Annotated in this window: 11 protein-coding genes; 2 read left to right on the top strand and 9 right to left on the bottom strand. The window is 71.9% G+C overall.

What is annotated here, in order from left to right; all coding sequences use genetic code 11:
• Positions 1-577: 577 nt before the first annotated feature.
• From HNR61_RS08840 to purD, 3 genes are all read right to left on the bottom strand, one after another.
• Entirely contained in the window at positions 578-1,369 is a 792-nt protein-coding gene (locus tag HNR61_RS08840; RefSeq protein WP_182842636.1) for an MOSC domain-containing protein, read from the bottom strand.
• A 29-nt stretch (positions 1,370-1,398) separates the two neighbouring features.
• Positions 1,399-2,709, bottom strand: coding sequence for an adenylosuccinate lyase (purB, locus tag HNR61_RS08835; RefSeq protein WP_182842635.1), 1,311 nt, complete (start codon positions 2,707-2,709; stop codon positions 1,399-1,401).
• Between the two features lie 82 nt (positions 2,710-2,791).
• Positions 2,792-4,042 (bottom strand): phosphoribosylamine--glycine ligase, encoded by a 1,251-nt coding sequence (gene purD / locus HNR61_RS08830; RefSeq protein ID WP_182842634.1) that lies wholly within the window; start codon positions 4,040-4,042, stop codon positions 2,792-2,794.
• A 393-nt stretch (positions 4,043-4,435) separates the two neighbouring features.
• On the opposite strand from purD, the gene corA reads away from it, so the two are divergent.
• The gene (corA, locus tag HNR61_RS08825) at positions 4,436-5,530 is read left to right on the top strand and encodes a magnesium/cobalt transporter CorA (protein WP_246442370.1); all 1,095 of its coding nucleotides are present in this window, start codon (positions 4,436-4,438) and stop codon (positions 5,528-5,530) included.
• Positions 5,531-5,538: 8 nt separating this feature from the next.
• Here the strand turns inward: corA and HNR61_RS08820 are convergent, their stop codons facing one another.
• From HNR61_RS08820 to fbaA, 6 genes are all read right to left on the bottom strand, one after another.
• Entirely contained in the window at positions 5,539-6,465 is a 927-nt protein-coding gene (locus tag HNR61_RS08820; RefSeq protein ID WP_182842632.1) for a glycerophosphodiester phosphodiesterase family protein, read from the bottom strand.
• A gap of 106 nt (positions 6,466-6,571) precedes the next feature.
• On the bottom strand, positions 6,572-7,855 hold the full coding sequence (locus HNR61_RS08815; RefSeq protein WP_182842631.1) for an adenylosuccinate synthase: 1,284 nt from the start codon (positions 7,853-7,855) through the stop codon (positions 6,572-6,574).
• A gap of 272 nt (positions 7,856-8,127) precedes the next feature.
• A complete protein-coding gene (locus tag HNR61_RS08810) occupies positions 8,128-8,547 on the bottom strand; it encodes a DUF3151 domain-containing protein (protein WP_067822090.1) in 420 nt (139 codons plus the stop codon).
• Positions 8,548-8,572: 25 nt separating this feature from the next.
• The gene (locus HNR61_RS08805) at positions 8,573-9,151 is read right to left on the bottom strand and encodes a GNAT family N-acetyltransferase (RefSeq protein WP_182842630.1); all 579 of its coding nucleotides are present in this window, start codon (positions 9,149-9,151) and stop codon (positions 8,573-8,575) included.
• 50 nt (positions 9,152-9,201) lie between these two features.
• Complete coding sequence (locus tag HNR61_RS08800) at positions 9,202-9,657, bottom strand: winged helix-turn-helix transcriptional regulator (RefSeq protein ID WP_182842629.1); 456 nt, start codon at positions 9,655-9,657, stop codon at positions 9,202-9,204.
• 97 nt (positions 9,658-9,754) lie between these two features.
• Positions 9,755-10,777, bottom strand: coding sequence for a class II fructose-bisphosphate aldolase (gene fbaA / locus HNR61_RS08795; protein WP_182842628.1), 1,023 nt, complete (start codon positions 10,775-10,777; stop codon positions 9,755-9,757).
• Between the two features lie 262 nt (positions 10,778-11,039).
• Here fbaA and HNR61_RS08790 point away from each other — a divergent pair, with 262 nt between their 5' ends.
• Entirely contained in the window at positions 11,040-11,768 is a 729-nt protein-coding gene (locus HNR61_RS08790; RefSeq protein ID WP_312897817.1) for a DedA family protein, read from the top strand.
• Positions 11,769-11,786: the final 18 nt, after the last annotated feature.

Genomic DNA, 11,786 nt, shown 5'->3' with positions numbered 1-11,786 from the left:
CGCGACCCCAGTAAACCACCGAGCCGGGGGTGGGGCGTCCGGTGCGCGCACGCCTTGCCGCGTTCTGATCATTTAGATGTCCGCCGGGGGCCCCGGAGTTCGCGCCGTCCCCGAATTCGTCGGATTCCGTGTCGTCCGGAAAGTTCCGATCAAGTGCACTGTGCTCTTGATAAGCCGTATGTGGTCGTTCGGGGGAGTCCAAGGTGACCGCCCATGGAAGACGCCCCCGGCGGGGACGCCACCGACGCCTCCTGCCGACGAATCCATGGTGACACCCCACCCCCGCATTACGGAACGGTCCTGAGGTGGTCTCTCGCGGACCTGACCCCCTCGACGGGATCAGCGCCTCCCCGCGCGACGAGCCCGTTCCCCACTGGCACCTGGTCCCGTACGGGATGTCGGAGCGGGGGCGGCCGCCGTACGGCCGCGACCTGGTCGTGCGGGCCGACGCGGAGCTGACCGTCGAGCGGCACGACGACCCGGCGCCGCTGGCGGCGCTGGTCCGGCGGGCGGGCGTCCGCGAGGTCGTCGGCCAGGCGGGCCCCGGGCACGAGGGCCCCGGACACGAGGACCCCGGTCAGGCGGGCTCCAGGACCTCGACCTCGTCGCCCACGGTCAGGGTGCCGAGCGTGCGCGGGACGGCGTTCTGGCCGAAGCGGAGGCCGCGGTCGATCGTGCGGTACCGGGCCAGCGTGCGCAGCGGCTCCCGGCCGCGCTCGCCGCTGTCCTGGTCGGTGGTGGTGATGACGCAGCGGGCGCACGCCTTCACCATCTCGATCACGGTCTCGCCGATCCGCAGCCGCCGCACCCGGTCCTCGCCGAACGCGCCCAGCCCCTCGACCACCAGGTTGGGGCGGAAGCGGTTCATCGGCAGCGGGTCGTCCAGCCGTCCGTTGAGGTCGTCCAGCGACTCCCGCGAGATCACCAGCAGCGGGTAGCCGTCGGCGAACCCGACGACCGCGCCGCCGCGCGAGGTCTCCCGCCGCCCGGTGAAGCGGACCAGGCGGCAGTCGGCGTCCAGCAGCGCGCCGAACCACGCCGCCGCCTCGTCTCCCTGGTCGATCCCCCGGCACTCCGCGCGGTGCACGGTCACGTCGAGCACCGGCCCGTCGTCCACGGGCTTGTGGACGAGCGGGCCGGTGTCCAGCGCCGGGTCGGCCACCCCGACGGTCAGCTCCCGCCCGTCGAACGCCGGGCGCAGCAGCGCCATCCGCGCGTGCTCCCGCTGCGACAGGAACCGCCCCTCCGGCGTGACCAGCATGAACTCGCGGTCCCAGCGCACGCCGGTCGCCGTCAGCTCGGCCGTGCGCAGGGCCGTGCCGCCGCCGCTCTTGAGCGGGTAGACGTTCAGCTCGGTCAGGGTCGCCATCGCGGGGGTCCTCCGGGGGGAAGGGGCGGTCAGCTCAGCCGGGCGAGCCGTTCGAACATGGGGGCGAGGCGCTCGACGAACCGCTCGGGGCGGCACACCTCGTCCAGGCGCTCCTCGTCCAGCGTCAGCTTCGCCTCGGCGGCGTGCTCGCGCAGGGTCTCCCGGAACGGCACGCCGGTCTCCCAGGTCTCCATGGCCGCCTTCTGGACGAGGGGGTACGCCTCATCGTCCCGCGACATCCCGGCCTCGACCAGCTCCAGCAGCACCGTGGAGGTGTAGATGAGGCCGCCGGTGGACTCCAGGTTCTCGCGCATCCGCGCGGCGTCCACGACCAGGCCGGACATGAGCCGGTCGGTGAGGCTGAGCATGTAGTCCAGCGCGATCGAGGCGTCCGGCAGCGCGATCCGCTCGGTGGAGGAGTGCGAGATGTCGCGCTCGTGCCACAGCGGGATGCCCTCCAGCACCGGCACCGTCTGCGCCCGCACGATCCGCGCCATCCCGGCCAGCCGCTCGGAGATGATCGGGTTCTTCTTGTGCGGCATGGCCGAGGAGCCCTTCTGGCCCTTGCCGAACGGCTCCCACAGCTCGCGCACCTCGGTGCGCTGCCCGTGCCGCACCTCCAGCGCGATGGCCTCCAGCACCGTCGCCATGATGGCCAGCGCCGAGACCCACTCGCTGATGCCGTCGCGCAGCACCACCTGCGTGGACACGTCGGCGGGCCGCAGGCCCAGCTCGGCCGCCACCCGCTGCTCGATGGCCGGGTCGATGTTGGAGTAGGTGCCCACGGCGCCCGAGATCGCCATCACGCCGACGGCCTCGCGGGCCCGCCGCAGCCGGTCCCGCGACCGCGCCACGCCGAACGCGAAGTCCGCGACCCGGTGCCCCCACACGTCGGGCTCGCCGTGGATGCCGTGCGTGCGGCCCACCCGCAGGGTGTCCCGGTGCGCCAGGGCGTGGTCGCGCAGCGTCGCGACGAGCCGGTCGGCCTTGTCCAGCAGGATGTCGGTGGCCTCGACGAGCTGGAGCGCCAGCGCGGTGTCCAGCAGGTCCGAGGAGGTCATGCCGAAGTGCACGTACCGGGCCGCCTCGCGCGGCTCGGTGTTGTCGGCCCACGCCGACAGGAACGCGATCACGTCGTGCTGGGTGACCGCCTCGATCTCGTGCACGGCCTCGGGGGTCGGCGGCGGCGCGTCGCGGATCGGCTCCACCACCTCCGCCGGAATCGTGCCCGCGTCGGCGTGGGCCTCGACCACCAGGGTCTCGACCTTGCACCACAGCTCGTACTTGTGCGCGTCACTCCAGACGCGGCCCATCTCCGGAAGGGTGTAGCGCTCAATCACGCCTCGATTCTCCCAGGTGGCCCGCGATGCTCCGCGCACCGGGGAGACCCCGGCCGCGCGGGCCGGGGCCGTCCGGGGATCCTCAGGCGTGCTGGGACGCCTTCAGCGCGATGTCGGCGCGGTGGTGGGAGCCGCGCAGCCCGATCTTCTCGACGGCGGCGTAGGCGGCGCGGCGGGCCGCGGCGAGGTCCGCGCCGGTGCCGACCACGTTGAGGACGCGGCCGCCGTTGGCGAGCAGCCGGCCCTCCTCGTCCCGCCGCGTCCCGGCGTGCAGCACGTACGCGTTCGGAACGGCCTCGGCCTCCTCGATCCCGGTGATGACGTCGCCCTTCACCGGCGCGGCCGGGTAGTTCTCGGCCGCGACGACCACGGTGACGGCCGCGCCGGTGCGCCAGATCGGGCGGAACGCCGGGTCCAGCCCGCCGATCGCGCACGCGTGCAGCAGCCCGGCCAGCGGCGTGGCCAGGCGGTCCAGCACGACCTGCGTCTCCGGGTCGCCGAACCGGGCGTTGAACTCCACCACCCGGACGCCCTTGGACGTCAGCGCCAGCCCCGCGTACAGCACGCCCACGTACGGCAGCCCGCGCCGCCGCAGCTCGTCCACGGCGGGCTGCACGACGGTCCGCATGACCTCGTCGACCAGGCCCGGCGGGGTCCACGGCAGCGGCGTGTAGGCGCCCATGCCGCCGGTGTTGGGCCCCTCGTCGCCGTCGTAGGCGCGCTTGAAGTCCTGCGCGGGCAGCAGCGACACCGCGTGCTGGCCGTCCGACAGGGCGAACAGCGACACCTCGGGGCCGTCGAGGTACTCCTCGATGACCACGCGCCCGCAGGCGGCGGCGTGCGCGGCGGCGACGTCCCGGTCCTCGGTGACCACCACGCCCTTCCCGGCGGCCAGCCCGTCGTCCTTGACCACGTAGGGCGGGCCGAACGCGTCCAGCGCGGCGCCGACCTCCTCGGCGGTCTCGCAGACCCGCGCGTCGGCGGTCGGCACCCCCGCCGCCTTCATGATCTCCTTGGCGAACGCCTTGGAGCCCTCGATCCGGGCGGCCTGGCGGTCCGGGCCGAAGCAGGCGATCCCGGCGCGCCGCAGGGCGTCGCCGACCCCCGCCATCAGCACCACCTCGGGGCCGACCACGACCAGGTCGACCGCCAGGCGTTCGGCCAGCTCGACCACGGCGTTCGGGTCGGTCGGGTCGAGCTGGTGGTTGTCGGCGATCGCGGCGGTGCCGGGGTTGCCGGGGGCACAGTGCAGCGCGGAGACGACGTGGTCGCGGCGCAGGGCGCGGGCGAGCGCATGCTCGCGGCCACCCGATCCAAGGACGAGTACTCGCACGTGAGGTGAGCTTAGTGGGCCACGCCGCGTCGGGGGTCGGCATATCCTCGGGGAGGGACGGCGTTGTCTCCGGTGGGGGCCGCGCGTTCCGGGACGGGGACGCGAAGATCGTGTGAACTCCCGCGTTGCCCGAGGCGTCGTAAATGGTGACTGGTAGGCTGCTTTGTGCTTGTGGCCTTGTCGCCCAGTACGGAAGGAGGTGGTCGGGATGAGTCCTGGCGATACGTGCGCTTCGCCGGAAAACCCTCACAGTCCGGACTGGACTGCCCACCCGTTCGCCTCTATCAGGCGCCCGGCCACATCCCTCACGCGCTCCCTGGGCTGACCACCGCTCAGCCGGGTCGAGCGCGTCCTCGCATGCTCGTGGCCGGGGGTTAGGAGCCCCTCATGGCCATGACCCGCGTTCGCCCGGCCCGCACGATGTCCCTGTTCAAGACCCGGAGCCGGCCCCACGCCGTCCCCGCCCAGCAGCAGCGCCGCGACACCGCGGTGATCGACTGGGCCGCCTACATCGACGGGCACCGCGTCAACACCGACTCGGTCGCCGACGCCGTCCGTCTGGTGCGCGACGGCCGCCTCACCGCGCCCGAGGAGGGCAGCGCCGGATTCGTGTGGGTGGGCCTGCACGAGCCCTCGTCCACCGAGCTGACCGAGCTGGCCGAGGTGTTCGGCCTGCACCCGCTGGCCGTCGAGGACGCCATCCACGCCCACCAGCGGCCCAAGTTGGAACGCTACGACGACGTCCACTTCCTCGTGATGAAGACGGTCGGCTACGTGCAGCGCGACCCGGCGCAGGCCGAGGTCGTCGAGACCGGCGAGATCATGATCTTCTGTGGCGAGGACTTCGTGGTGACCGTGCGGCACGGCGCGCACGGCGAGCTCGGCCCGGCGCGCCGCCAGCTGGAGGCCAACCCCGAGCGCCTCCGCCTCGGCCCCACCGCCGTCGTGCACGCCGTCGCCGACCGCGTGGTCGACGGCTACGTGTGCGTCACCGACGCCGTCCAGGAGGACATCGACGAGGTCGAGGAGGCCGTCTTCGCCCCCGACCGCACCGACGAGGCCCGCCGCATCTACCGCCTCAAGCGCGAGGTGATCCAGCTCAAGCGCGCCGTCGGCCCGCTCGCCGGCCCGCTGCGCAACCTCACCGGGCGCCGGTTCGTCCCCGACGACATCAAGGAGTACCTGCGCGACGTCGAGGACCACCTCACCCGCGTCCGCGAGCAGGTCGAGTCCTACGACGAGCTGCTCAACCCGATCCTGCACGCCCACATGACCCAGGTGACGGTCGCCGACAACCAGGACATGCGGAAGATCTCCGCCTGGGGCGCGATCTTCATGGTGCCGACCGCGATCGCCGGGATCTACGGGATGAACTTCGACTTCATGCCCGAGACCCAGTGGCGGTACGGCTACTTCATGGTCCTCGGCGTGATCGCCCTGGCGTGCCTGTCGCTGTACCGGGGGTTCCGCCGCAACGGCTGGCTCTGACCTCCGGCTCAGGCCGTCGGCGCCGGCACGGGGGTCCGGAACGGCGCCGGCACCGGCAGGCCCCGTGCCGCCAGCACCGCCCGCAGCCGGTCGGGGTAGTCGGTGACGATCGCGTCCACGCCGCGGTCGACGCACCGGTCCATCTCGGCGGGCTCGTTCACCGTCCACACCGCCACCGGCAGCGCCACCGCGCGCGCCGCCGCGACGAACCCGGGCGTGGTCAGATGGCGCTCGGGGGACAGGACGGTCGCGCCGATCTCCAGCGCCGCGTTCGCCGGCTCGGCCGGGGACAGCCCCGCCAGCCAGTCCGTGCCCGGGACGAGCGTCTTGCGCTCGACCAGCGCGACCCGTCCCAGATCGGGGGCGTGGCGGCGCGCGGCGACCAGCACCCGCCAGTCGAACGCCAGCACCCGCCCCCGCGCCGCCAGGCCCCGTTCGGCCAGCACCTCGGCGACCGCGACGGTGAAGCGCTCCACCTCGGCGCCGGACCAGCCCGGATCGGTCTTGAGCTCGACGGCCAGCCGCACGCCCGGCGCGGCCCCGATCAGCGCGCACGCCTCGTCCAGCGTCGGGGGCCGCGTCCCGGGCAGCGGCAGCTGCGTCAGCACGAACGGGTCCTCGTCGTCCGGCGGGCGCCGCACCCCCATGTCCAGCGTCCGGAACTGCGCCAGCGTCAGCTCCCGGATCGCCCGGCCCACGTAGGGGAACGCCGGGTCGCCGGGCTCGGCCGGGCCGGTGTCGGCGGCGTTGACCGGCGACAGCACCTGGTCGTGGTTGACCACCGGGACGCCGTCGGCGGTGAAGCCCACGTCGAATTCGACGGCGTCCACGCCCAGCGCCAGCGCGTGCGCGAAACCCGGCAGCGTGTTCTCCGGCCGGAGCCCGCGGGCGCCCCGATGTCCATGGATCTCCACGGACCCCCCGATCAGATTCACGCCCGGCACGCTACAGGCCGTGGCCGAACGACGTGCGGCCGACAGGTGAGGACCCCGGAAACGGAAGGGGGCCTCCCCCGCGGGAGGCCCCCTGCGTCCGTCCGGATCAGACCAGCGGGTGCAGCTGGAGGGTCTGCTCGCGGCCCGGTCCCACGCCGATGGCGGAGATCCGGGCGCCCGACATCTCCTCCAGGGCGCGCACGTAGGCCTGCGCGTTCTTCGGCAGGTCCTCGAACGTCTTGGCGCCCGTGATGTCCTCCTGCCAGCCGTCGAAGTACTCCAGGACCGGCTTGGCGTGGTGGAACCCGGTCTGGGTGGTGGGCATCTCGGCCACGCGCTCGCCGTCGACCTCGTAGGCGACGCACACCGGGATCCGCTCCAGGCCGGACAGCACGTCCAGCTTGGTCAGGAAGAAGTCGGTGATGCCGTTGACGCGGGTGGCGTAGCGGGCGATCACCGCGTCGAACCAGCCGCAGCGGCGGTCGCGGCCGGTGGTGACGCCGTACTCGCCGCCCTTGGTGCGCAGGTACTCGCCCCACTCGTCCAGCAGCTCGGTCGGGAACGGGCCCGAGCCGACGCGCGTGGTGTAGGCCTTCAGGATGCCGATCACCTTGGTGATCTTCGTGGGGCCGACGCCGGACCCCGCGCACGCGCCGCCCGCGGTGGGGCTGGAGGAGGTCACGAACGGGTAGGTGCCGTGGTCGATGTCCAGCAGGGTGCCCTGGGCGCCCTCCAGCAGCACGACCTTGTCCTCGTCCAGGGCCCTGTTCAGGATCAGCGTGGTGTCGGCCACGTAGGGCCGCAGCCGCTCGCCGTACTCCAGGTACTCCTGGACGATCGGGCCGGTCTCGATGCGGCGCCGGTTGTAGACCTTGGTGAGGACCTGGTTCTTCTCGCGCAGCGACAGGTCCAGCTTCTGGGTGAGGATGTTCGGGTCGAACAGGTCCTGCACCCGGATGCCCATCCGGTTGATCTTGTCGGCGTAGGCCGGGCCGATGCCGCGGCCCGTGGTGCCGATCCGCGCCTTGCCGAGGTAGCGCTCGGTCACCTTGTCCAGGGTCCGGTGCTGCGGCATGATCAGGTGCGCGTTCGCCGAGATCAGCAGGCGTTCGGCGGAGATGCCGCGCTCCTGGAGACCGTCGATCTCGGCCAGCAGCACCGACGGGTCGATGACCACGCCGTTGCCGATCACCGGGATGACGTCGTCCGACAGGATGCCGGACGGCAGCAGGTGCAGCGCGTAGCTCTTGTCGCCGATGACCACGGTGTGGCCGGCGTTGTTGCCACCCTGGTAGCGGACGACGTAGTCGACGTCGCCACCCAGCAGGTCGGTGGCCTTGCCCTTGCCCTCATCTCCCCATTGGGCACCGACAAGAACGATGGCCGGCATGCCACATTTCCTTCCCACGACGAAGGCCCCTGATCGCAAGTGCGAAGGGGCCTCTTGCGATCAAATCGTACCCGGACCCGGGCGCGGAAGAAACCGCATGTCGCGAGCGGCGGTGTCCGGACCGGGGAGCGCCCGGGGCGGAGCGACCGGGGCGACGGGGGAGGACACCGCCCGAGGGCTCGCGACACGCCGCGCGCGGCGCGGCCATGGGCGCGTCATGGCGGCGGTGCCGGAAGCGCCCGGCGGGACGGGTTCGACCGCGTGTCGAAGAACTACTGCGCGAGGGCCTCCGCCGCGGCGGCGCTGCTGTCGCGCAGGAACGCCTTGCAGCGCTCGGCCTCGTCCTCCTCGCCGATCGCGGCGGCGGCGCGGCCCAGGGCGTTCAGGGCGCGCAGGAAGCCGCGGTTGGGCGCGTGCTCCCAGGGGATCGGGCCGTGGCCCTTCCAGCCCGCCCGGCGCAGCTGGTCCAGCCCCCGGTGGTAGCCGGTGCGCGCGTAGGCGTAGGAGTCGATGACGCTGCCCTTGGCGAACGCGCGGTCGGCCAGTTCGGCCCACGCGCCCGGGTAGTCGGGGTGGCGGGCGGCCACCTCGATCGGGTCGACGCCGTTCTCCAGGGCCGTGCGGGCCTCGGTGTTGTCCGGCAGTTCGGTCGGGGGCGGTCCGCCGAGCAGGTTCTGGGTCATGCGGGCCATGGTAAGTCCGCTCGCGTGGTGCGTATCAACCCGGGTGCCGCCCTTCCGCATGACCCGAACGGACTGGTCCCGGGGGCGCGACCGGAAGCCGGAAATGGGCGGACCCCTCGGTCTTCAGGGAGCGGACGTCCGGCCACCGCCGGCGGATCGCCCGCATCACCCCCTGGTTGTCGAACACGACCTCGGCGTCGAACTCGGTGATCCCGCGCCGCAGGGCCAGCGCCGACAGGCAGTCCAGCAGCAGCCCCCCGAGCCCGCGCCGCTGCCAGGGGTCGACGACCAGCATGGCGATCTCGGCGCGCCAGGGCCGGCCGCGGTCGCGGAAGTACTCGGCGATCCCGATCAGGTCGTCGTCCAGCAGCGCGGCGAGGGCCTCCCGGTTCCAGTGGTCGAGCCCGTCCAGCGAGCGCACGTAGCGCTCGGGGATGGCGGGGGTGCCGGAGAAGAAGCGGGTGTAGAGGCTGCCCCGGGACAGCCAGGCCGACATGCGGCGGAGCCGGGCGTCGTCGGTCACGTTGTAGGGGCGGATGCGGACGTCGTCGAGCGTCGCGGCCCAGCCGCCGTCCCCGATGCGGGCGCCGTTGCCCTCAGCGAGTTGCGTCATAAAACTTATTGGACCGCAAAGAGTTGCGTGAAACAACCCTCAGGCGCGGATCAGTCTCGCACTCCCGGGCCCGGGACCGGCTCCACCTCGTGGGGCTCCAGCGCCCTGCCGCAGGAGGAGCACACCAGGCCGTCGGCCACATGCCCGTCGCAGCCCTTGTGGGAGACCAGGACGGGCGGCCCCTCCGGCGCGTAGTAGCGGTCGCCCCACAGCATCAGCGACACCAGGGCGGGCCACAGCTCCACGCCCTTGCGGGTCAGGCGGTACTCGTGACGCTCGGGACGCTCCTGGTAGGGGACGCGCCGCAGCAGGCCCTCGTCGCACAGCCGGGTGAGACGGTCGGCCAGCACGTTGCGGGCGATGCCGAGCGTCTCCTGGAAGTCGTCGAAGCGCCGGACGCCCTGGAACGCGCTGCGGATCACCAGCAGGGTCCAGCGGTCCCCGATGACCTCCAGCGCGCGGGCGACCGAGCAGTCCAGGGACTCGTAGGTGCGGGGAAGGGCCACGTTCGGAGCGTACCCGGGTTTCGTCAGACAACGCGGTGGGCGCGGAAAAGGCCCCGCCGCGCGCGACGGGGCCCTCCGGACCGGCTGACCGATCCCCTTACTTGATCTTCTTGCCCGCCGACAGCAGGTGCTCGCAGGCCTCCGTCACCCGGGCGGCCATGGCGTTCTCGGCGGCCTTGCCGTAGGAGCGCGGGTCGTACTTCTTCTTGTTGCCGACCTCGCCGTCCACCTTCAGCACGCCGTCGTAGTTGGCGAACATGTGCGCCGCGATCGGGCGGGTGAACGCGTACTGGGTGTCGGTGTCGATGTTCATCTTGATGACGCCGTAGGACACCGCCTCGCGGATCTCCTCCAGGGTGGAGCCGGAGCCGCCGTGGAACACCAGGTCGAACGGCTTCTCCTTGCCGTACTTGGCGCCGACCGCCTCCTGGATCTCCTTCAGGACCTCCGGCCGCAGCTTGACCGCGCCCGGCTTGTAGACGCCGTGCACGTTGCCGAACGTCGCGGCCAGGATGTAGCGGCCCTTCTCGCCCACGCCCACGGCCTCGGCGGTCGCCAGGGCGTCACCGGGGGTGGTGTAGAGCTTCTCGTTGATCTCGTTGGCGACGCCGTCCTCCTCGCCGCCGACCACGCCGATCTCCATCTCCATGATGATGTTCGCCTTGGCGCACTCCTCCAGGAGCTCCGCGGCGATCTGGAGGTTCTCCTCCAGCGGGACGGCCGAGCCGTCCCACATGTGCGACTGGAACAGCGGCTCCTCGCCGCGCGCCACCCGCTCCTGGGAGATCTTGATCAGCGGGCGCATGAAGCCGTCCAGCTTGTCCTTCGGACAGTGGTCGGTGTGCAGCGCGATGTTCACCGGGTACTTCGCCGCGACCACGCGGGCGTACTCGGCGAGGGCGGACGATCCGACGACCATGTCCTTGACGGACTGCCCGGACAGGTACTCGGCGCCGCCGGTGGACACCTGGATGATGCCGTCGCTCTCGGCCTCAGCGAAGCCCTGCAGCGCCGCGTTCAGCGTCTGGCTGGAGGTCACGTTGATGGCGGGGTACGCGAAGCCGTCACGCTTGGCGCGGTCGAGCATCTCCGCGTAGACCTCAGGGGTCGCGATGGGCATGTGGGCATCCTTTCCGAACGCAGTGGTGCCGCCACGTTCCGGCGCCGCGCTCCCGGGCGGGCGCCGGGCGTACCGGCCGTGCAGGTCATGCCGTGTCCACGGCCAGTATCCCGCTTTTCGCCCGCCAGGCCAGCGGGCCCCCGTGGCGGGTCGCGCGCGCCGCCGCCGAACGGCTCGCGAACGGCCCCCGGACCCCGCCGAAGAGGGGCCGGACGTCGTACTTCTCCCGGAAAGCTGCGCGCCCGCCGGGTACGCTCACAACGTGGATCTCGCGCTCATACCCATGGACATCACCGAGTGGCTGCACCCCACCGCGTGGCTGCAGCTTTTCGGAACCTTCGCCACGATCGGCGTCATCGCCATCATCTTCGCGGAGACCGGACTGCTGTTCGGCTGCATCCTGCCGGGGGACTCGCTGCTGTTCACGGCGGGGATCCTCACCGCGGTCAGCACGGTCAACGGCCAGGAGTTCCAGCCGCTGTCACTGCCCGCGCTGCTGGTCGGCGGCCCGCTGGCCGCCGTCGCGGGGGCCCAGCTCGGCCACTGGCTGGGCGCGAAGTACGGCCGCAAGCTGTTCGACCGGCCCGACTCCCGCATCTTCAAGCAGGAGTGGGTGGAGAAGGCCGAGTACTACTTCAACAAGTTCGGCCCGGCCAAGGCCGTGGTGCTGGCGCGCTTCATCCCGATCGTGCGGACGTTCATCAACCCCCTGGCGGGGATGCTCGGCATGGACTCGCGCCGGTTCTTCATGTGGAACGTCATCGGCGGCGTGATCTGGACCGACGTGCTGTTCCTGCTGGGCCACTTCCTCGGCGCGAGCGTGCCGGACATCGACAAGTACATCCTGCCGGGCGTCGCCGTGATCCTCATCCTCTCCGTCATCCCGATCATCCGGGAGGTCATGAAGGGGCGGAAGGACAAGGGTAACGGAGCGAATATTAATGACTCTGAAGAGTCACGTGCGTCGCTCAGCGGTGAGACTTATCGCTAATCTCCCCGTGTGGGACGT

The organism is Actinomadura kijaniata (assembly GCF_014138665.1).
Classification (GTDB): domain Bacteria; phylum Actinomycetota; class Actinomycetes; order Streptosporangiales; family Streptosporangiaceae; genus Spirillospora; species Spirillospora kijaniata.
This window is presented reverse-complemented; position numbering and strand designations above follow the sequence as displayed.